Source organism: Flavobacterium bizetiae, from assembly GCF_024271895.1.
In the GTDB taxonomy this organism is placed as follows: domain Bacteria; phylum Bacteroidota; class Bacteroidia; order Flavobacteriales; family Flavobacteriaceae; genus Flavobacterium; species Flavobacterium bizetiae.
Map to the genome: position 1 here is coordinate 2,750,228 of NZ_CP091861.1, position 22,053 is coordinate 2,772,280.

Sequence of the window (22,053 nt, forward strand, 5' to 3'; positions counted from 1 at the left end):
TTGCGAAGTTAGGAGTGTGATTTCTCCCTTCGGTCGAAATGACAAGATTGCGGTTATTACTATAAAGTTCCGAAGGAACAAAACATATTGTAGGGACGGATTTTAATCCGTCCAGAGCAAAGAAATTCCGTAATCATAATTCATCAGCGCCAGCAAAACCATAAAAAATCCTATTATCAAATATAGCCCGTGGTTTCAGCCACGGGGACACAATACGAGAAAGACAATATTACGTTCCCGTGGTTGAAACCACCGGCTATGTTTATACCGCTTTGAAATAGTAAAAAAAGAAAATCATTCCCAAACCATTTCCCCAACACAACTCAAAAACTCCATTTCATTCAAAGGAAACATTTGCAGGACGGTTTCTAAAATAAGACCCACATTTATAGATTGGTTTTTCTTTTCGTTCACATTGTGCATATCGTGATCAAGTGCCAAAATACATAATTTTATCATATCGGTAATAACGCAACCCAATTCAAAATAATTTAAAAATTTAATTTGAGCGATATAAGTTTCTTGCTGATCGTTGGCAGGTTGTAATGTGCGAAAATATAATGCAATTAATTTTTTAAGTCTCGCTAAAGTATCTGTTTCATTAGTTTCCATAAGGCGTATATTTATTATTTGTATCTTGTTGATCGTTTTACAATTTGGCTGGTATAATTTTATAGAAAGAAAAATCGTACTTTTGTTTATCTGGCGAAGAAAGAAATAGATTGTTCTGTATCAAATCATTTTTAGCTGTATGGTACGGCGATAAATATGTTTTTTACATTTTGCGAGTTTTTATACTTAATTATTATCTTTGAATTATGAGCACACTAACAAAACCAAATCATATAGGGCGAAAAATAAGCCGTATTCGTGAACTTCGAGATATGAAACAGGAAGCTTTGGCGCAAGCTTTAGGAACAAACCAGCAAGCGGTTTCGGCTATAGAAAATAGCGAAACGATTGATGAAGCAAAACTTATTGAAGTGGCGAAAGCACTTGGTGTAACGGTTGAAGCAATTAAAAATTTTTCGGAAGAAGGAGTTATTAATTACTTCAATACCTTTAATGATTCGGGTAATAATTTTAATAATTATAACACTTGTACTTTCAATCCGTTAGATAAATTAATGGAAACTGTAGAAGAAAATAAAAATCTTTACGAACGTTTGCTTCAGGCAGAAAAGGATAAAATAGAATATTTAGAACAATTACTTAAAGGAAAATAATATTTTCAAGAGAGATTTATTCATATAAAAGCATCAGCCACAACTGGTGCTTTTTCATTTTAAGTTTCTAAAGAAACAAAATCCACTATATTTTACGTTTTACCGCTGCAATAGATTTACTTTTTAGTTTTTCGATCAATGCATCAGCTTTTTCGTTTTGAGAAAGAGATCGCAACGATTCTGCGTAGCGATAATAATATATAGGATCTAAATCTGATGTCATAGCAAATAGCTCGCCGTACCATACGGCTGCTTTATCAAAATAGCAATTTATATAAGAAGAGTTTCCTAGCTTTTGAAATAAGTCTACAGATTTGTATCCTTTTGCAGCAACATTTTCGTAGGTTTTTATTACATCGACATAAGCATATTTGTCGCTTATTTTATCGGTTGTATAAAATTTTTCAGTCTGGGCACCAACCCGAAATGAAAAAACAGTCAATGATAATAGAAGAGCTAGTTTTTGTTGCATAGACATTTTTTTAAGTGAATTTGAGAAACAGTTTTTTCTTAATTCTTAAACAGTAAAAAATAGATCTGTATTTATTTTTATTTACAAAAGTATGTAAATCAATTGTATAACACGTAATTCATTGTTTTATTGTGTCTTACTGTTAAAAATTTCATTACTGAAATCATTATTTATAATGCAAAAAAAAAAGCATCAGCCGCGGCCGATGCTTTTCGTTTTTCAAGTAAAAAACAATTAACGACGGAAACCAGGACTTTCGTTTACTGATTCGTCAAGCTTAATAGTTTTTGATTTTTTAGCAGAAACAGCAATTTCGTGTTTCGCAACTTTACCGTTTTCATTTACTTCTAAGATATAAGTTCCGGCAGGAAATGCCTCTAAACTTAAAGTTTTCGAAATCTCTAATTTATTTGTAGCAGATTCTCCTGTGTACACTAAATTATGGTTTTCGTCATAAATAGAAAAAACTGATTTCTCAACGTTGTTCAAAGTAAAGCTAATTACTTTTCCGTTTCCGGTTTTTATATGTAAAATATAATCCCCTTTTCCATCAATTGCGTAAGTAAAGATTGTTGTTAAAAATACGGCAACAACTAAGCCCATTTTGGTAAAATTTGTCATGTTTTTTTTAAATTGTTAATTACTGTTTGTGGAACGCTCAAAACTACAAATTGAAATTTAATTTTATGCAAAAAAATCACTTTTTTATATGTGTAAATTGCTGAATTAAAGATGTTTCTGTGTTTTAACTGAACTATGTACGTAATTACTGGGCTCTTGGATGTTTTTTAATTCAGATATTTTAATAGTGTAGAAATCACAGTATTATATTTATTAAGAATAGTTTTCTAAAAATCAGGGCACAAAAAAAATGAGGTAAAAATTAAGCATAAAAAAACAGCTCAATAACCACAAAGAGCTGTTTTAAAAACGATTACCGTTTTAAATTTTACTAACTATCTAACCTCACTTTTATACTTTTAAGTATAACTTTTTTAGCGTACTGCTACGCTTGTATTTTTAGCAGAAGAACCTGCTTTGTAAACTGATGAAATTGCTTTTTTTGATAATACAGTTGTGTCATCAGTTATTGTAATTTCATGTCTCACTTTTTTTACACTATCTTCAACTTCTAAGAAGTAAGTTCCGGCAGGAAATTCTTCTAAGCTAAAAGTTCTCAAAATTCCATCTTTACCTGAAGCACTTTCAGAATAAATTAAAGTACCCTCATTATCATAGATTGATAGATGAGCTTTTTTTACCTGATTAAGAGCAAACGTAATTAGTTTTCCATTATTTTTTAATACGTGAAGATTAAAATCTTCATTCCCGTCAATTGCATAAGTACTCATTCCTGTAAAAAGCACCGCACATACTAAACTTAATTTTAAAATCTTTTTCATGGTATTTGTTTTTAAATTAATAGTTCTAATTCTCTGATGCTAAATTAGTTCGGATATCTATTTTTTTTCACAACTCTATTTTCCAATTTCGATGCTGTATTCTCATTTACGAAACCGTTATAGGTTAATTTTTGAATTATTTTAATCATTTTTGTTAATTCGTCTACTATTTTTTAATGTTTTCTTTAAATTGAGATAATATTAGTTAATCTGTCTTTCTTACAAAAGCTTTGTGGAGTAGTGGTGAGATGGTACGCAGATAACACGGATTCGCTAAAGCGAAAACGCAGATAAAAACGGATATTTTTAAACTCATTTTTTTTAGGAGCTAATCCCGCTATACGTTTCAATCTTTTGTGGCGAACGCCGCCACAAAAGGATTTCCACTTCTATCGGGGCTAGGGCATTCGGTTTCATAATAAAGTTATGAGTATTCAACTCTCGACTGTCATCCTGAGCGGAGTCGAAGGCGTACCAATTAGAATGTGGGGCTTCGACTCCGCTCAGCCTGACAACAAGAAAAAGAAAAAAAGAAAAATCCGTGTGAACTTTGTTTTTTTGAGCGCAATTCTAGATAAAACTGTTAGTGTCCTCTCTGTTTAAATCTCATTGTGAAGTAGATTATTTTACCGCAAAGATTTAATTTTTCAAAAAACACAAAGTTCGCAAAGCTTTGTATTGAATCAGCTTTGCGAACTTTGTGTTTTTGTTCCGTTTAGAGTTAAATTAATAAAAAAATAAACTTTGTGTCTTTGTGGCAAATCTTAAAAAAGTAAGGCACAAAAAAAACAGCTCAATAACCACAAAGAGCTGTTTCAAAACAATCATGTTTTTAACTTTACTAACTATCTAACCTCATTTTTATACTTTATGAGAAGTATAAACTTTTTTAGCGTACTGCTACGCTTGAATTTTGAGCAATTGTATTTGCTTTATATGATGACGAAACTGCTTTTGAAGACAATACAGATGTATCATCAGTAATTGTAATTTCGTGTCTTACTTTTTTAACGCTATCTTCAACTTCTAAGAAGTAAGTTCCTGTTGGAAGTTCTTCTAAACTAAAAGTTCTTAAAATTCCTTCTTTACCAAAAGCACTTTCAGTATATATTAAAGTATTGCTTTTATCATAAATACTAATGTTTGCTTTTTTAACCTGGTTTAAAGCAAACGTAATTAGCTTTCCATTAGCCTTTAATACGTGAAGGTTAAAATCAGCTGCACCATTATCATTTCCATCAATTGCATAAGTACTCATTCCTGTAAAAAGTACTGCACATACTATACTTAATTTTAAAATCTTTTTCATATCTCTTAAGTTTAAATTATTGCTTCTAATTTTCTGATGCTAAATTACTCCGGTGATTGCTTTTTTATCACAACTGTATTTTCCAATTTATGTGCTGTATTCTCATTTACGAAACCGTTATAGGTTAAATTTTGAATTATATTAGGTGTTTTTGTTAATTCGGCTATTATTTTTCAATTATTCAATAAAATTAACATTTCTGTAAAAGTTCTAATATTCTTACAAATATTAGGTTTGTGTATTTAATGCGGTAACTAAATACGATTAATTAAAAAAATGTACCAAAAAAATACGGATCATGAAAAAAATAGCTCAAATCCGGTAATTTGAGGTTTTAACTTTTAATGATTATTATGCAAAATTCTCATTTACGAAACCGTTATAGGTTAATTTTTAAATTATATTAGGCGTTTTTGTTAAATTTGCTATTATTTTTTAAAGAAATTATCATGAAGACAATTGCCCCAGCTCTTGAAGTGATATCAAACTCATACGGAAGTTCTTTTACCTACACAAAGCACGCCGAAAAAACCAACAGTAAAGCTCATTTATGGCATTATCATCCAGAAATTGAGTTGGTTTATATAAATGGTGGGGCGGGGAAAAGACAAATAGGAAGTCACGTTTCTTATTATACGAATGGTAGTTTGATACTGATAGGTGCTAATTTGCCACACTGTGGTTTTACGAATGAACAAACGGGAAACATAAATGAAACCGTTATTCATATTAAACCTGAGTTTTTAGGGAATGATTTTTTTGTTGCTCCTGAAATGAAAAAGGTTCAGAATCTTTTTAGTCAGGCAAAAGCCGGGATCGCTTTTGGCGGTGAAACTAAAAAAAGAATCGGTAAGAAAATCGAAATGATGGAAAAACAACTTCCGTTTGAACGTTTACTGACGCTTTTGAGTGTATTAGACGAATTAGATTCTTCTGAAGAATATACGGTGCTTAATGCCGACGGATTTTCGTTAGAACTGCAAACCCAGGACAATGATCGTATCAATGTTATTTTTAACTATGTAAAAGATCATTTTCAGGAATCTATCGCGATAGATGAAGTTTCTAGCTTGGTGAGTATGACAACGCCTTCATTTTGCCGCTATTTTAAAAAGATTTCCAATAAAACATTTACAGAATTTGTAAACGAATATCGTTTGGTACATGCATCAAAATTATTGGCCGAAAAACCGATAAGTATAAATGAAGTATGTTACGAAAGCGGGTTTAACAACTTCAGTCATTTTAGTAAATCATTCAAACAATATACCGGTAAAAGCGCTTCGCAATACCGCCACGAACACAAAATTATTATTAGCTAATTCTACAAGAGGAAGCTTTTTATTTTTTGCCACCAATTTCACAAATTAACACGAATTAATATTTTCATTTACTTAGAAAAAATTAGTGCTAATTTGTGGAATTTGTGGCAAATTTTTTTATTCTGTTAAGCTGAGCGTAGTCGAAGCTTTTATTGGAATTTGGAATTTATAATTTGGAATTTTTCCCAATAAATTAAACTTTGGAATTTTTTTAAATTTGTTGTTATAAAAATTATATTTACATGCTTGTTATTTTTAAATTATAACAATCCGAAATAATAGATTTAATCCATCACCAAACTTATAACTGAATGAATTTATTTAGAAAACCTCTAACATTCCTTCTTATCGGAATGACTTTTTTTAGCTGCAATAAAAAAGAAGTAGCATTTTCAGATCCTTTAATTACCAATCGCGATACCACTATTAATCCGGCCGATGATTTTTTTAATTATGCCAATAATGGCTGGTTCAAAAAAAATCCTATTGCAAAAACAGATAGCAGTAACGGGATAATGAGAACCGTTGTGGATACTATCAACGGACAAATTAAAAGTATTTGTGAGAACTCAGCCAAAGATGAATCTGCTGCTAAAGGAAGCAACAAACAAAAAATTGGCGATTTCTATGCTTCAGGTATGGATACGATTGCCATTGAAAAAGCAGGTTTGTCTCCGTTGAATCTTGAAATCAAAAAAATAAATGAGATTAAGGATATTACGGGATTAGTCAATACAATTGCACATTTGCAAACCGTAGGAGCAGATCCGGCATTTACATTTTATGTTTCGCAAGATGATAAAATTAGTACAAAATATGCGCTGTTTTTCGGACAAGGCGGTTTGGGAATGAAACAGAGAGATTATTATCTGGATTCAGACAAGCGAAATGTCGAAATTCGTGCGGCTTATTTGTCTCATCTTAAAAACATGATGCGATTTACAGGAGACGAAGAATTAGCTGCTTCAAAAAATGCAGCAACGATTATGAAACTCGAAACAGAATTGGCAAAATCATCGCGAAAATTAGAAGAGCTACGCGATCCTATCAAAAATTACAATAAGATAACAGTAGAAAAGTTCAATACGCTTACCCCTGATATCGACTGGAAAAAAATATTACCAATTTTAGGCATTGTAAAAGCGGATACTGTTATAGTAGGACAGCCGGAATTTTTTAAGGCATTAAATACGACGATAAAAAAATATACCATCGAAGATTGGAAAACGTATCTTAAGTTTAATCTTGTAAGTGCCTATGCTCCTTATCTAAATTCTGCGATCGAAAAAGAAAATTTCAAATTTTATTCGACTACATTAAATGGTGTTGGAACTCAAAAACCACGCTGGAAAAGAGTAGTAGAACAAACTGATTCTTCTTTAGGAGAATTAATAGGTCAGGTTTATGTGAGCGATTACATGCCAAAAGGCGTTAAAGAGAAATTGTTGGAGGTAGGTAACAATATTCGTGACGTATTTGCTTCGCACATTAAAAAACTAGACTGGATGAGCGAGCCTACCAAACAAAAAGCTTTATTTAAGCTGAGTAAAATGGTAATGAAATTGGGTTATCCTGACAAATGGAAGGATATGAGCTCACTTTCTATAGACAGAAAATCATATTGCGGCAATGTAATGAAAGCTTACATTTGGGATTACCAATACATGATCAACAAATTTGGAAAACCTGTAGACAGAAATGAATGGGTTATGCAGCCGCAAACGTATAATGCTTATTATAATCCTAGTAATAACGAGATCGTAATTCCGGCTTGTAATATTATTGTACCGGGTTACGAAGGGCGTATGCCGGATGATGCTGTTTTATACGGTATTATTGGAGGTTCTTTCTTCGGACACGAGATTACACACGGTTTTGATGATCAGGGAAGTCAATATGATGAAAAAGGAAATCTTAACAATTGGTGGACAGCAGAAGATTTGAAAAAATTCAAAGCTAAAACAAAGTTGATAGTAGATCAGTACAATAAATATTCAATATTGGGTAAAAATGTAAATGGTGATGCCACTCAAGGTGAAAATATCGCCGATTTGGGCGGAGTAATTATGGGTTATGAAGCATTCCAGAAAACAGCACAATTTAAAAACAAGGAAAAAATTAGCGGATTAACTCCGGAGCAACGTTATTTCCTTGCATATGCGTATTCCTGGATGATTAACAGAAGAGATGAATCGAAAATCAACCAAATTATGACGGATGTACATTCACCGGAACAATTCAGAGTCAACGGACCTTTGAGTAATATTCCTGAATTTCATAAAGCATTTAATGTCAAAAAAGGAGATAAAATGTATCAGCCAGATAGTTTACGAGTAGTAATCTGGTAAAACATAAAATAATAAGTGATATATAAAACCATTCGTTAAGGCGAATGGTTTTTTTGTTTTGCGATACAATTGCCCGCGGATTGAGCAGGTTAAACTAGTTATCGCGGATTTTTTTTGTTTTGTTTTTGCCACAGATTGTACGGATTAAAATGATTTTATTTTGTCCTGAAATTGGGTGAATTTTTGTTTCACGCGGATTTTGCAGATTATATTTAAAATTAAAAAATCAGTCTACATCTGCTTAAATCTTTTTGAATCTGCGTGAAATAAAATCATTTTATCCATATTCCAATTCGTGAAAACTCGTGCAATTCGCGGCAACTTTTCATTACCAAAAAACCGGTCGGATTTTTCATATAATTTACACGGAAAAAGGTATATTTACAATCCCAAAATTGAAAAAATATAAATATGAAAAACTTTAGAATTTTAGTATTTGCCGTTCTTTTATGCGCTTCTTCAATGAGTTATGCTGCAAAAGTAGATACATTACAAGTTGCGAGTACAGCCATGAGTAAAACCTACAAAGCTGCCGTTGTATTGCCTAATTCGTATGCAAAAAGCAAATCAGCATTTCCGGTGATGTATTTATTGCACGGCGCTTACGGTCATTTTAGCGATTGGTTAAAAAATACGCCAAATAAAAAACTAGTTCAAAACCTATCCGATCAATATAATATTATTATTGTAATGCCAGAAGGAGAAACATTTAGTTTTTATCTGGACAGTCCTGTAAATAAAGAAAGTCAGTTTGAGACTTTTGTAACGCAGGAAGTGGTTCAAAAAGTAGATAAAACTTATAGAACGATAAGTAATAAAAACGGAAGAGTAATTACAGGACTTTCTATGGGAGGTCACGGTGCGTTATATCTATCGGCCAAGCATCCTGAATTGTTTTGTGCGGCAGGAAGTATGAGTGGGGCAGTAGATATGAGTACGATGCTGAATCGTGAATCTTCGGCTCAGGTGGTAAAATTGATGCAGCCTGTTTTTGGAGATAAAAGCGATAGTTCAGAAATGTATGCGCAATATGCCGTAATGGGAATGCTGGATAAAATTAAAGCCAATAAATTGCCCCTGATCATTGATTGCGGAGTAGATGATTTTTTGATAGAACCTAACAGAGAATTACACCGAAGATTGGTATATAACAAAGTAGATCACGACTATACCGAGCGTCCGGGAGCACATACCTGGGATTATTGGGAAAATTCATTACCTTATCATGTGTTATTTTTTAATAAAATCTTGCTTAAAAACCAGCAGGTTGCAAAAAAATAATAGAACTTTTAGTAAGGAATCACTCAAAAAGCTTTTTTTGGTTTGATTTTTGGAATACCTTTATATATAAACTTAAAAAATAAATATTATGAAAAAGATACTTACCTTATTTGCAGTTGTTGGATTAATAGTGTTTTCGAGCTGTGAAGGGCCAGAAGGGCCTCCGGGACAGGATGGGTTAATTTCTGAAGTTATTGAGGTAAATGGATATTCATTTCAACAAAGTAATAATTTTAGGATTCGTTATGATTTGAAACCTGAAATTTATCCAGGTGATATGGTTTTAGTGTATAGATTAGTAGCAGTTGAAGATGGAGTGAAAGTTTGGAATGCTTTACCAGAATCGGCTTTTGATAGTGCTGGTGCATTCGATTTTAGTTATAATTTTGAATTTTCAAGATATGATGTCGATATTTTTATGTTAGGTTCTGACTTAGGAACTGTAGTACCTGCTTTAAGATTAAATCAAACATTTAGAATAGTTATTATTCCAGGTGCTGGTAAAAACTTAACGGGTAAAAAAACCTCAGTTAATTTAAATGATTACAATGAAGTTATTAAAAAATATAATATTGATGATAGTAACGTTAAAACTGTGAAATTATAATCAATTTTTATAAAACATATAAGTAAAAAAGGAAATCGTAAGATTTCCTTTTTTTATGCCTTCATATTTTTATGTGAAATTTTATTGAATCAGAAAGTTGGCAATTTGTGTTTTAAAAATAGGATGCAACTCTTAATTCTCTAAAATTCTATTTTAGGAGATTTAGCAAGTGTTCACTCAAGAACTATTTTATGATGGCGTCAAATTATTGTTTATAAGAAAAAATATTTATAATTTTTTATTTCAAAAAATACATAATGTAAGAATTTTGGTCTACTTTTTGAAGTCTTTCCAGAAACTTATAAATAAAATATTATGAAAAAGATGCTTACGCTATTGGCAGTTGTTGGGTTATTTGTGTTTTCAGGATGTTCTGATGATGATAAGGACGAAATTTTTGATACGACCAATTATGTTTTTGAAGTAAATAAAGTTGATTTTGGAAACAATGGAGAAGGAATTACAGGAAGATTTGATTATGCATTACTTCCCAAAGATGTGCTTTTGGTTTATCGATTAGGAGGAGTTGCGCCAAATGGCCGTGATATTTGGGTTCAGCTTCCGGAAGCTCATTATTACGATAATGGAACTATCTTTAATTATAAATTTGATTTTACTCAAGACGATTTTAAGATATATCTTGATGGTTTAGGGTTAAACAATATTCCGAATGATATGAGGTACAATCAAACATTTCGTATTGTAATTGTACCGGAAGTTGAAAGTACTGGAGTATATGCAAAAAAGGCAAATACGAAAAATGAGTATTCAGATTATTATGAAGTTATCAGAAAATATAATCTTGATGATAGCAATGTTAAAACACTAAACTAATTAAGTGATTGTATAAAAAAAAGGAAATCGTGAGATTTCCTTTTTTTTATAATATGTGATTCAGAATATTATTCCTGCTCTAAATCAGTATCGGTAAGTTCTTTTTCTTTTCCAAATTTAAGGGAAACCAAGATTCCTACTAAAAGCGAAAGTGCAATAAATCCTAATGAAGCCCATTCTGGTACGTGAATAAAATCGTGAAGAATCATTTTTAATCCTACAAAGGCTAAAATTGCTACTAAACTGTATTCTAAGAAACTGAATTTCGCCAGCATATTCGCTAAGAAGAAATACATAGAACGTAACCCCAGAATAGCAAAAATATTAGAACTGAATACCAAAAACGGATCTGATGTTATGGCTAAGATAGCAGGAACGCTGTCTACAGCAAAAAGTACATCCATTACTTCGATTACGATCAAGGCTACAAATAATGGTGTTGCTGCTCTTTTGGCTGTTTTTGTAGAAATGAAAAACTTCTCTCCGTCCATTTCAGATGTGATAGGGATAATTTTTCCTAATGTTTTGTATACGAAAGAATCTTTTGGCTGAAAGTCGTCGTCTTCTCCTGAGAATAACATTTTTACTGCTGTAAAAATCAGGAATCCACCAAACAAGTAAGTTGTCCAGGTAAATTTATTGATAAGCATTACGCCAAAGAAAATCATTAATCCGCGGAAGATTACAGCGCCCAGGATTCCCCAGAATAAAACGCGGTGCTGGTATTTTTGCGGAATTTTAAACGAGGCAAAAATAATGGCAATGACAAATATATTATCTACGCTTAAAGACAGCTCGATTAAATAACCTGTAATGAACTTCATAGAAGCTACTGCTGGTTTTAGATTATCAGGATTTGCAATATAATCTGTAGTGTAAAGCCAGTAAATTACTCCCGAAAAGAGGAATGATAAAGTAACCCAAATAAGTGTCCATTTGCTTGCTTCTTTGGTACTAATAATATGAGGGTTTTTATTAAAAACACCTAAGTCTAAAGCAAGGATAAAAACAACGGCTAATAAAAACAAAATCCAGACGATCATGATACTTTTTTTAAATGATTTACAAAGATAGTTTTTGAAGTTTAACTTAAAAATTAATTATCGAAAAGTTGTGTTTAAATTCTGAATAAAGCTTAAAGATTTTTTAAGTTGGTGATGTTGGTTTTGAGTATGATGAGAGGATTGTGGTAGATGGCACGCGGATGACACGGATTCGATATCGCGAAAACACGGATTTATGCGGAGTTTTTCTTTTTTTGTCAGGCTGAGCGGAGTCGAAGCCCACGTTCTCATTGGCGCGCCTTCGACTCCGCTCAGGATGACAGGCGAGAGTTGGATACTCATAACTTTATTATGAAAATGATTGCCCTAGCCCCGATAGAAGAGGAAATCCTTTTGTTCCGGGGTTTGGAACAAAAGATTGGAACGTATAGCGGGATTAGCTCCTGAAAAAAAATATTGATATCGAAATCACTGACTATGGGGCAAAAAAAAAGTGCCAGCAATTAAGATGGCACTTTTTAGAATATATTCTAAGCTTTAAATTATAGCGCTGAGTTAACAGTTTTGATAATTCTTGCAGCAATTTTGTATGGATCTCCGTTTGAAGCTGGTCTTCTGTCTTCTAACCAACCTTTCCATCCTTTTTGAACAGTCATTAAAGGAATTCTGATAGAACATCCTCTGTCTGAAACTCCATAAGAGAAATCGTGAATAGAAGCTGTTTCATGTTTACCAGTTAAACGTTGGTCGTTGTAAGCTCCGTAAACCGCGATGTGCTCAGCAGTAACAGGACGGAAAGCTTCACAGATTTTTTCGTAAGTAGCCTGGTCTCCACATGTTCTTAACACCTCGTTAGAGAAGTTAGCATGCATACCTGAACCATTCCAATCTGTGTCTCCAAGTGGTTTTGGGTGATATTCTATATAATAACCATATTTTTCAGTCAAACGATCTAATAAGTAACGAGCAACCCAAATTTCGTCTCCGGCTTTTTTAGCACCTTTAGCGAATAATTGGAATTCCCATTGTCCGCAAGCAACCTCTTGGTTAATACCTTCGAAGTTAATACCTGCAGCGATACATAAATCAGCATGTTCTTCTACTAATTTTCTTCCGTGAGTGTTTTTTCCACCTACAGAGCAGTAGTACATACCTTGTGGAGCAGGGTATCCTCCTACTGGAAATCCTAGTGGAAGTTGAGTTTTAGTATCCATGATGAAATACTCTTGTTCGAAACCAAACCAAAAATCATCATTATCATCATCAATTGTAGCTCTACCGTTAGAAGGGTGTGGAGTTCCGTCAGCATACATAACTTCTGACATAACAAGGTATCCGTTAATACGAGTTGGATCTGGATAAATTGCAACAGGAACTAATAAACAGTCTGAAGATCCACCTTCGGCTTGTTTTGTTGATGAACCATCAAATGACCAGTTTCCAAGCTCCTCTAATGTTCCTTTGAAATTTTCATGCTCTTCAACTTTAGTTTTACTTCTAAGATTTTGAGTTGGTTCATATCCATCTAACCAAATGTACTCTAACTTAATTTTAGCCATAATAATATAAATTAATTTTTTTGTTTTTTTCGTTGGGTCAAATATAGATTTATTTTTTTAGCCGTAAAAATTAGGGGGCTATTTTGTTTATGTCTCTACTATTTTTTGGATAAGCGCAATTTTGAGAGGGGTATATTTTTAAAAAAGCAATTTTTAACACTATTAAAAAATAAATTCGTAAAAATTAAGGAGGTTTTTTGAGTTTCGAGGTTAAGGAATTATGAAAAAATGTTTATTTAATGAAGAATACTGATGTATTTTGTTACATTTCTTTAAATCAAATTCATTATTCTTTGAAAAAAGCTTCTTATGTTGAAAAATCGTCGAATAAAAATCTCAAATTTATCTTATAAACAGGCTTTTTATTTGTTTATATTTGTCGATCATTTTTTAGTAGAAATTATTACAAATTTTAAACTTATTATACATGTCAACATTACGTTTCCAGGCTTTAAGAGATGCTTCTACAAGAAAGCCAGTGCATTTTGAAGAAATCGATAGAAAATCTAATATTTTTGGTTCAAATGTGTTTAATGAAAAAGCAATGAAGCAGTTTTTGACTTCTGATGCTTTAAAAGGAGTTAGAGACGCTATTCAGCACGGAACTAAAATAGAGAGAAAACTGGCAGATTATATTGCCATGGGAATGAAGGAATGGGCATTATCTAAAGGAGTTACTCATTATACACACTGGTTTCAGCCTCTTACAGGAACAACGGCAGAAAAACATGATGCTTTTTTTGAAGTTTCGTATGACGGAAGCGATCCTGTAGAGAAATTTGGAGGAGCACAATTGGTACAACAAGAACCGGATGCATCGAGTTTCCCGAATGGCGGAATCAGAAATACCTTCGAAGCCAGAGGTTATACTGCGTGGGACCCAACTTCGCCGGCATTTATTTACGGAACTACTTTATGTATTCCAACAGTATTTATTGCTTATACAGGAGAAGCATTAGACAATAAAATTCCGTTATTAAGAGCTTTATCTGCCATAGATGAAGCCGCTACAGAAGTTTGCAGGTATTTTGACAAAAATGTAAAAAAAGTAACTGCTACTTTAGGCTGGGAGCAAGAGTATTTCTTAATTGATAAAGCATTAGCAAATTCTCGTCCTGACTTAATGATGACAGGAAGAACTTTATTAGGACATACTTCTGCAAAAGGACAACAATTAGACGATCATTATTTTGGTTCTATCCCAACGCGTGCGCTGACTTATATGAGAGATTTAGAGCAGGAATGTATGCTGTTAGGAATTCCGGTAAAAACGCGTCATAACGAAGTGGCACCAAATCAGTTTGAGTTGGCTCCAATTTTTGAAGAAACCAATCTTGCTGTAGATCATAACTCATTATTGATGGATGTAATGCAAAGAGTGGCAGAGCGTCATGACTTTAAAGTATTATTTCACGAAAAACCATTTAAAGGAGTAAACGGATCAGGAAAACACAATAACTGGTCGTTGGCAACAGATACAGGAGTTAATTTATTGAGTCCGAGTAAAACGCCAATGAGCAATTTGCAGTTTCTTACTTTCTTTATTAATACGATAAAAGCAGTTAATGATTACGAAACTTTATTAAGAGCTTCGATCGCAACAGCAAGTAACGATCATAGGTTAGGGGCAAATGAAGCACCGCCGGCAATTATTTCTGTATTTATTGGAGCACAATTAACAAAAGTATTATCAGAATTAGAGAGTGTTACAACAGGAAAATTATCTCCTGAAGAAAAAACGGATTTAAAACTGAATGTAGTAGGTAAAATTCCGGATGTACTTTTAGATAATACAGACAGAAACAGAACATCACCTTTTGCTTTTACAGGAAATAAATGGGAGTTTAGAGCAGTGGGTTCAAACTCAAACTGTTCTAATGCGATGACAACTTTGAATGCGATTGTAGCCAAACAATTAAAAGACTTTAAAATAGAAGTTGATACTTTGATCGAGTCTAAAGACATGAAAAAAGATGATGCTATTTTTAATGTTTTAAGAGAATACATCAAACAATCTAAAAAGATTCTTTTTGAAGGAGACGGATACAGCGAAAGCTGGGAGAAAGAAGCAGCAAAAAGAGGTTTAAGTAATTTTAAAACGACTCCGGAAGCGATTAAAGCCAAAGTTTCGAAACAGGCTTTAGATTTATTTAGCGAATTAGGGATTCTAAATCATATTGAAGCTGAAGCGCGTTACGAAATAGAATTAGAAGAATACACTAAGAAAATCCAGATCGAAGGAAGAGTTTTAGGTGATATTGCCCGAAATCATGTTATCCCAACGGCAATACGTTACCAAAATACTTTAATCGAAAATGTAAAAGGATTAAAAGAAATCTTTGGTGCAGCGTTTGAAACGATTGCAAAAGAGCAAATTGTTTTAATAAAAGAGATTTCTGGTCATATTGAAGGAATTAATTCTAAAGTATTGGCAATGACAGATGAAAGAAGAACAGCAAATCATTTAACAGATGCGCAAAAAATGGCCGAAGCATATTGCAATAAAGTGAAGCCTTATTTTGAAGATATTCGTAATCATTGTGATAAATTAGAGCTACTTGTAGACGACGAAAGCTGGACATTAACCAAGTATAGAGAGCTGTTATTTACCAAATAAATAGTAATTTAACAATTCTACCAAGCCCATCGAATTAAGGTGGGCTTTTTTTTGCTGTAATGTTAAAATAAAGTAAAATTAATATTGATTTTTGCATTTCAAGGCATTAAATGTTAAGGAATTATGATAATGAAGTAATTTCCTACTTATATTTTTAAGAGATTCAGTAGTTCATCGAGATAGTTTTACAGTTCATCGAAAAATGATTAAGTTCTTGTAAAATAGGTAATTATACTTGATTTGATTTTCGAGAAGTTTTCTAATTTTGGTCATGAAGAAAGAAGATAAGACCTAAAAATTTATTTTCGAATGATGATTGAATGATGATTTTTTAAAGCCATGATTTCCCCAAATCACACTGACCTACATAATAAGTTGTATTAATAACCAATTAAATATATCTATTATGAAAAAAGTAATTTTAAGCATCTCAGCGATGCTGTTTGTAGGGGCAATCGGATTTGCACAGGGAAACACTTCATCAGTGAATCAAGTAGGAAACTCAGATCAGGGTCTTGTTACTCAAAACGGTTCAAATAACGGATCGCTTGTTGATCAAAAAGGTGATAACAACAAGTCTGAAGTTTTTCAGGGAATTCAACCAGGATTGTATGCAGCAAAAGACAACAAAGCTGATGTGAAACAAGACGGTAATGGTAACGGGGCTTTTATTTCTCAAAGTAACCATGATAACGAAGCTTATCAAACACAAAAAGGAAATAGCAATAGAGCTACAATCTGGCAAGATCAAATTGTAAATGCACCAAGCTCAACAGGTGGATTTGACAAAGCCTGGCAAACTCAAACAGGAGACAGCAATACTGCTACTGTAGATCAAGGTACAACAGGTAATGAGAAACCAACAGGAGCTCCTTTTACTGCTGCTCAAATTGGGCATGTTAATGGTGTAGCTGTTCCAGTTGGACCTCATAACAACAATAAAGCTTGGCAAACACAAAAAGGAGATAACAACGTAGCGTATGCTAGTCAAGGAGGTCAAAGAAATGAGTCTACACAAACTCAAACTTCTCCAAGCGGTACTTCTGCAGCTAACAAAAACACTTCAAACCATTATCAATATGGAGATGATAACAAAGCTACATCTGTACAAAACGGTACTAAGTTAACTGAAGATACTTTGCAAATTGGTAACTTAAATAAAGCTACTGTAACTCAAACCGGAGCATCTCACTCTAGTATTGCATTTTCAAAAGGAAATTCAAATACAATCGTAGTTACTCAAACTAACTAATAGCATAAAATAAATAATGAGATAGTCATAGAACGTGACTATCTCATTTTTTAATCTAAATCAATCAGGATGAAAACTTTCATTTTAAATATTGTATTGCTTTTGCTTTTTTCTCCTGTATTTTATGCACAGGAAAAAGAAGATAATTCAGATTTTAAACCTTACAGCTCCTCCGTCTTTAATTCAAAAGAAAAAGCTTTTAGTGTGGTTTCGGGTATGGATAAAAAAGCACAGAATGATTTAAATCAAAAAATTCAGTCTGGCATTCAAATCCAGCAAATTGGAGATTTAAATCAAGTAAAAGCATTTTTAAAATCAAACGAAACAAAAGTTGCTGTCAATCAAAATGGAGACCGTAATGAATTGTTTTTGGATAAAAGTGCTAAAACATTGACACAAAACATTGTTCAACAAGGGAACAACAATAAGATTAACGATTTTACATTAAACACAAATTATAATGTAAATATGGAAATGATCCAAAAAGGCGATAATCAAAACATTCAAAATATTGGAACCAATTCATTGTCAAAAAACATGAAAATTACTCAGACAGGAAATGGCGCTTCAATAATTCTTATTAATAAATAAATTTAAACATGCGTTTTTTATACCGACATATAATTTTTGTTTTTCTGGTTTTTACTGCCATAGTATATGGTCAGGTCCCCCAAGACAAAATAAAAGCAAAGCTGGAAATTGAAAAAGTTGAGGGTAATGTAAAAATTACTGGTACTGCCGAAAATCTTACTGATGTCATCCGGAGTGCCGCCTACAGAATGTCTGTTATAAAAAATAATAATAAAAGTAATAATCAGTCTAATAATGACCAGGTTGGTGTTTTTACCTTACAGCCAAACGAAAAACAAAAGTTATCTACTTCTCAGATTAATTTATCAGAAGATGATGAGGTAGTCGTACTATTATTGTTCTACGATGAAGACAAGCAAATAATAGCGAAAGATCGTGTGGTTATAGGTGAAGAAAAAAAAAAGATGTAATTGTATTACCAGTTGACGGATTTGTGTTACGAGGAATCATTACAGACGATACAAAAACCAAAATAGGAAAAGATTTTTACGACAGATATTATTACAAGTACAATGATATTGGAATAAACGCTGAAAAAATAGTCACAATAGGTGAAGAATATAGTTTTGCAAGAAATACATCCATAACCATAAGTATCGACAACGAAGTTATTTATGAGTTTCTGGCCAGGCCAGATGATGAATTTTTAGATGCAGTTGCAGAAGAATCTGTAAATGCAACCTTCACTTACCTGAAAGAAAAAGAAAAAGAGCGCAAATATTTCACTCAGTATTAATTTTATTATTAGCGACATGAAATTTATAATCACCCTCGCAGTATTACTGCTTGCTTCTCCGTTTATAAATGCTCAGGCATTAGTTTATAAACCCGTAAATCCAGCTTTTGGCGGAGATACCTTTAATTATCAATGGCTTTTGAGCAGTGCAGAAGCTCAGAATAAGCAAAAGGATAAAACAGCTGAAACAAAAACGCAAACTGACTTAGAACGATTTAAAGCCAATTTAAACTCGCAATTATTAAGTCAGATTTCAAGCACACTCTACAAACAGCAATTTGGTACTGATGGCATAAAAGAAGGTTCCTATACTTTTGGGAGCTATTCAGTCGATGTTTATCCCTCTTCAGACGGCCTTACTCTGAATATTTTAGATACTAATACAGGCGAACAAACTCAAGTAATTATCCCAAATAAATAACATGAGATTACATCACTACCTATTTATAGTATTCGGATTTCTTTTATCGGGTTGCGGTGCTTATTACAATCAGCCAACCGGAGTTCAAAAAGCAGTTTTAGGAGAAGGAACTCCTGCAACTTCATTATTAAAAGATCTGCCAAAACCAAAAGAGCAAGTTGTCGTAGGTGTCTATAAATTCAGAGACCAGACCGGACAATATAAACCGCAGGAAAACGGAAGTAGTTTTAGTACTGCCGTAACCCAGGGCGCCACTTCTATATTGATAAAAGCCTTAGAAGATTCTAAGTGGTTTATACCTATAGAACGTGAAAATATTGGAAATTTACTTCAGGAGCGAAACCTTATTCGGGCAACACGCCAGGAATATGTAAAAAATGCCAATCCAAATGAACCTCAGTTAACTCCTTTATTATATGCAGGAGTTTTATTAGAAGGCGGAATAGTTTCATACGATTCTAATATTATTACCGGCGGTTTTGGAGCACGATATTTTGGAGCAGGAGCCTCTGTAAAATACCGTCAGGACCGTGTTACCATCTATTTAAGGATGATTTCAACCTCAAACGGAAAAATTTTAAAATCAGTTTACATATCAAAAACAATTCTATCGCAGGCAATTGACGAAAGCTTGTTTAGATATGTCAATTTTAAAAGACTTTTAGAAGTTGAAACCGGCTACACTACAAATGAACCCGTGCATATGGCAGTAACCGAAGCCATCGAAAAAGCGGTAGAATCTCTGGTTTTAGAAGGTATAAAAGATAATATCTGGGAAGCAGATGCACCCAAATGGCAAGTCGATAATTTGATCAAAGCCTATAATGAAGAAACTAAAACTGCCGATGTAACAGCGCTTTATGACAGAGTGCTGGAAAACAGAAGAAGTAAGTTTGCCATAGAAATTTCAGGAGGAGCTACGTTGATGGATGGTGATTATCAAGATCCATTATTAAGACCTTTTGGCCGGGGAGCATTAAAGTATTTTATAACACCCAGCATTAATTTTAGTGCTTCTACCAATGTCGTCAATCTCGCCAATAAAAATTTACTCGATGTAGGTTACATTACGTATGATCTTAATCTCGAATGGGTTTTACTCCCTAAAGATCGTTTTACGCCTTATCTCTACGGAGGCGGAGGATATGCAACGAACCGGAAATTCGAGAATGCTTATGGTAAAGTTCAATACGGTTTGGGGCTCGAGTATCTCGTTTCTGATAAAATAGGAATCAAATTATTTGCAGAGCAAAATATCAATTTTAGTGATAATGTCGATTATATAAAGGCAGGAACCCGTGATGATTACTATTATAAATTCGGGTTAGGACTAACTTATTATTTTACCAAAAAGAAAAAGTAATAATTAGAAAATCAGAATTTTGAAAACATAACGATGAAGTTTAAATTTAAAAACAAAGTAATAATGAAGTATTTATACAAAATAGCAAGCGTACTTTTTTTATTGTTTTTGGTTTCATGCAGTGAAGAGAAAATAGGAGAAACGTCATATGGTACCGTTAGCGGAAGAGTAGTTAATGCAGACACATTTGAACCTATGGAGAATGTAAAAATCCTCTCGAGCCCAACCACCAGTACTGTTTTTACAGATGAGAACGGTAAGTTTACGGTTTCGAATGTAAAAGTAGGCGAATACTCGTTTCAGGCACAAAAAGACGGTTTCGTAGCAAAATTTGAAGCCACAACGGTTACAGCAAACAATACATCAGAAATTGTTTTTGAACTTAAAAAAGCAACAGCCAACAATAAGCCGCCAACAGTTCCCGTATTAGTAAGCCCCGTTGATAATAGTACCGCTCAGGCCGTGTCATTAGACTTAACCTGGACAGCTACAGATCCTGATAATGATGCCCTCACTTTTAAGATAACACTTAGAAACGACAGTAATAGCGAGGTAAAAGTTTACGATGCAATAAAAGAAAAAAAGTTAACCCTTACCAATTTAATATACGGAACAAAATACTATTGGCAGATTGAGGTTACTGACGGAACAAATACCCCCGTTTTAAGTGCTGTAAGCGCTTTTTCGACGATACCATTTCCGCTAACCCGATATTTGTTCGTAAAAAATATAAGCGGCAATAATGTGATTTTTACTGCCGATGATGCAGGAAAACAATACCAGCTAACAAGTTCAGACAAAAATTACTGGCGTCCGAGACGAAATAATCAGGCTAATAAAATTGCTTTTATAGGTACAAATGGTTCTCAGAACGATATATATACGATGAATTTTGACGGAACCGAAGTTAAAAAAGTAACAAGCTCAATTCCTGTCGCTGGTTTTAATTCAGATTATCTTAATTATTCCTGGAATGCTTCCGGAAGCGAATTGATTTACCCTAATTTCGACAAATTATACAAAATTAATAGCGACGGAAGTGGCTTAACCAAAATTTTCCAGACACCAAACGGTAAATTTATATCAGAGTGCGATTGGAGCGCCGATGGAAATAAAATTGCTTTAAAAGTAAACGATGCCAACGGTTACAATGTAGAAATCTATGTTATCAATCCTTCCGGAACCGTAACAGCAACCATTCTTTCAGGCCAAACAGGAGCTGCAGGTGGACTGCACTTTTCAATAACAGGGCAAAAATTAGTATATACCAGAGATGTTTCCGGTTTCGAAAATTTAAATTACCGCCAATTAGATTCCAGAATTTTCGAATATAATTTTGCAACAGGAAATTCAACCCAAATCATAACAGAGAAAACCTTAGGTACAAACGATCTCGATGTTCGCTATTCACCAAACGAAGCAGAACTCATATTTACCAATACTTCTAATGATGGTATTTCAGTAAAAAATATAGTAAAAACAACCATCGGAGTTCTCAATTCAAGAACATTATTATTCTCAGGAACTTCAATGCCCGATTGGGAGTAACTTTTAGGAGCCAAAATTTTATAACCAATTTTACTCAGGAAATTCGGCAGCGCTTAAAAACCTGCCGAATTTTTTTTGCGAGTCAAATATTCAATTTTAAATAGTATAACCCCAAGAATTAAAAAAAGGGATTATCTTTGCACCACATCAACACAAACTA

At 33.2% G+C, this 22,053-nt stretch carries 21 protein-coding genes; 14 read left to right on the forward strand and 7 right to left on the reverse strand.

Translation table 11 applies throughout. The features are described from left to right. Positions 1 to 294: 294 nt before the first annotated feature. Complete coding sequence (locus tag L0669_RS11900) at positions 295 to 612, reverse strand: hypothetical protein (protein ID WP_263763744.1); 318 nt, start codon at positions 610 to 612, stop codon at positions 295 to 297. Positions 613 to 818: 206 nt separating this feature from the next. On the opposite strand from L0669_RS11900, the gene L0669_RS11905 reads away from it, so the two are divergent. Continuing rightward, entirely contained in the window at positions 819 to 1,226 is a 408-nt protein-coding gene (locus tag L0669_RS11905; RefSeq protein WP_263763745.1) for a helix-turn-helix domain-containing protein, read from the forward strand. Between the two features lie 85 nt (positions 1,227 to 1,311). Here the strand turns inward: L0669_RS11905 and L0669_RS11910 are convergent, their stop codons facing one another. The 4 genes from L0669_RS11910 to L0669_RS11925 form a co-directional block, all read right to left on the reverse strand. Continuing rightward, entirely contained in the window at positions 1,312 to 1,698 is a 387-nt protein-coding gene (locus tag L0669_RS11910) for a flagellar motor protein MotB (RefSeq protein ID WP_263763747.1), read from the reverse strand. Between the two features lie 234 nt (positions 1,699 to 1,932). Beyond that, entirely contained in the window at positions 1,933 to 2,319 is a 387-nt protein-coding gene (locus L0669_RS11915; RefSeq protein WP_263763749.1) for a secretion protein, read from the reverse strand. Between the two features lie 374 nt (positions 2,320 to 2,693). Then, a complete protein-coding gene (locus tag L0669_RS11920) occupies positions 2,694 to 3,101 on the reverse strand; it encodes a T9SS type A sorting domain-containing protein (RefSeq protein ID WP_263763751.1) in 408 nt (135 codons plus the stop codon). Between the two features lie 889 nt (positions 3,102 to 3,990). Then, on the reverse strand, positions 3,991 to 4,410 hold the full coding sequence (locus L0669_RS11925) for a secretion protein (RefSeq protein ID WP_173973203.1): 420 nt from the start codon (positions 4,408 to 4,410) through the stop codon (positions 3,991 to 3,993). 449 nt (positions 4,411 to 4,859) lie between these two features. Between L0669_RS11925 and L0669_RS11930 the strand changes: the two genes are divergently transcribed. From L0669_RS11930 to L0669_RS11950, 5 genes are all read left to right on the forward strand, one after another. Then, positions 4,860 to 5,732: an AraC family transcriptional regulator gene (locus L0669_RS11930; protein WP_263763752.1), complete on the forward strand. Its 873-nt coding sequence runs from the start codon at positions 4,860 to 4,862 to the stop codon at positions 5,730 to 5,732. 311 nt (positions 5,733 to 6,043) lie between these two features. Beyond that, positions 6,044 to 8,080, forward strand: a complete 2,037-nt coding sequence (locus L0669_RS11935) for a M13 family metallopeptidase (protein WP_263763753.1) — start codon at positions 6,044 to 6,046, stop codon at positions 8,078 to 8,080. A 411-nt stretch (positions 8,081 to 8,491) separates the two neighbouring features. After that, complete coding sequence (locus tag L0669_RS11940; RefSeq protein ID WP_263763754.1) at positions 8,492 to 9,361, forward strand: alpha/beta hydrolase; 870 nt, start codon at positions 8,492 to 8,494, stop codon at positions 9,359 to 9,361. An 88-nt stretch (positions 9,362 to 9,449) separates the two neighbouring features. Beyond that, positions 9,450 to 9,968, forward strand: coding sequence for a hypothetical protein (locus tag L0669_RS11945; protein ID WP_263763755.1), 519 nt, complete (start codon positions 9,450 to 9,452; stop codon positions 9,966 to 9,968). Positions 9,969 to 10,283: 315 nt separating this feature from the next. After that, entirely contained in the window at positions 10,284 to 10,802 is a 519-nt protein-coding gene (locus L0669_RS11950) for a hypothetical protein (protein WP_263763757.1), read from the forward strand. A gap of 68 nt (positions 10,803 to 10,870) precedes the next feature. Here L0669_RS11950 and L0669_RS11955 read toward each other — a convergent pair whose 3' ends face one another. Both L0669_RS11955 and L0669_RS11960 read right to left on the reverse strand, forming a co-directional pair. Continuing rightward, the gene (locus tag L0669_RS11955) at positions 10,871 to 11,845 is read right to left on the reverse strand and encodes a TerC family protein (RefSeq protein WP_263763759.1); all 975 of its coding nucleotides are present in this window, start codon (positions 11,843 to 11,845) and stop codon (positions 10,871 to 10,873) included. A gap of 503 nt (positions 11,846 to 12,348) precedes the next feature. Beyond that, positions 12,349 to 13,365 carry a glutamine synthetase beta-grasp domain-containing protein gene (locus L0669_RS11960; protein WP_173970404.1) on the reverse strand — a complete coding sequence of 339 codons (1,017 nt, stop codon included), beginning with the start codon at positions 13,363 to 13,365 and terminating at the stop codon, positions 12,349 to 12,351. A 427-nt stretch (positions 13,366 to 13,792) separates the two neighbouring features. Here L0669_RS11960 and L0669_RS11965 point away from each other — a divergent pair, with 427 nt between their 5' ends. The 8 genes from L0669_RS11965 (at position 13,793) to L0669_RS12000 (ending at position 21,893) form a co-directional block, all read left to right on the forward strand. Then, entirely contained in the window at positions 13,793 to 15,982 is a 2,190-nt protein-coding gene (locus L0669_RS11965; RefSeq protein WP_263763762.1) for a glutamine synthetase III family protein, read from the forward strand. Positions 15,983 to 16,388: 406 nt separating this feature from the next. Then, on the forward strand, positions 16,389 to 17,234 hold the full coding sequence (locus L0669_RS11970; RefSeq protein ID WP_173970448.1) for a hypothetical protein: 846 nt from the start codon (positions 16,389 to 16,391) through the stop codon (positions 17,232 to 17,234). A 69-nt stretch (positions 17,235 to 17,303) separates the two neighbouring features. Beyond that, positions 17,304 to 17,825, forward strand: coding sequence for a hypothetical protein (locus tag L0669_RS11975; protein ID WP_263763764.1), 522 nt, complete (start codon positions 17,304 to 17,306; stop codon positions 17,823 to 17,825). Positions 17,826 to 17,833: 8 nt separating this feature from the next. After that, on the forward strand, positions 17,834 to 18,235 hold the full coding sequence (gene csgH, locus L0669_RS11980; RefSeq protein WP_173970407.1) for a curli-like amyloid fiber formation chaperone CsgH: 402 nt from the start codon (positions 17,834 to 17,836) through the stop codon (positions 18,233 to 18,235). Between the two features lie 23 nt (positions 18,236 to 18,258). Further along, complete coding sequence (locus tag L0669_RS11985) at positions 18,259 to 18,561, forward strand: CsgE family curli-type amyloid fiber assembly protein (RefSeq protein ID WP_173970408.1); 303 nt, start codon at positions 18,259 to 18,261, stop codon at positions 18,559 to 18,561. A gap of 16 nt (positions 18,562 to 18,577) precedes the next feature. Beyond that, positions 18,578 to 18,982 carry a curli production assembly/transport component CsgF gene (locus L0669_RS11990; protein WP_173970409.1) on the forward strand — a complete coding sequence of 135 codons (405 nt, stop codon included), beginning with the start codon at positions 18,578 to 18,580 and terminating at the stop codon, positions 18,980 to 18,982. A 1-nt stretch (position 18,983) separates the two neighbouring features. Then, on the forward strand, positions 18,984 to 20,345 hold the full coding sequence (locus L0669_RS11995; protein ID WP_263763766.1) for a CsgG/HfaB family protein: 1,362 nt from the start codon (positions 18,984 to 18,986) through the stop codon (positions 20,343 to 20,345). Between the two features lie 63 nt (positions 20,346 to 20,408). Then, positions 20,409 to 21,893 (forward strand): carboxypeptidase regulatory-like domain-containing protein, encoded by a 1,485-nt coding sequence (locus L0669_RS12000; RefSeq protein ID WP_263763768.1) that lies wholly within the window; start codon positions 20,409 to 20,411, stop codon positions 21,891 to 21,893. The last annotated feature ends 160 nt before the right edge of the window (positions 21,894 to 22,053 follow it).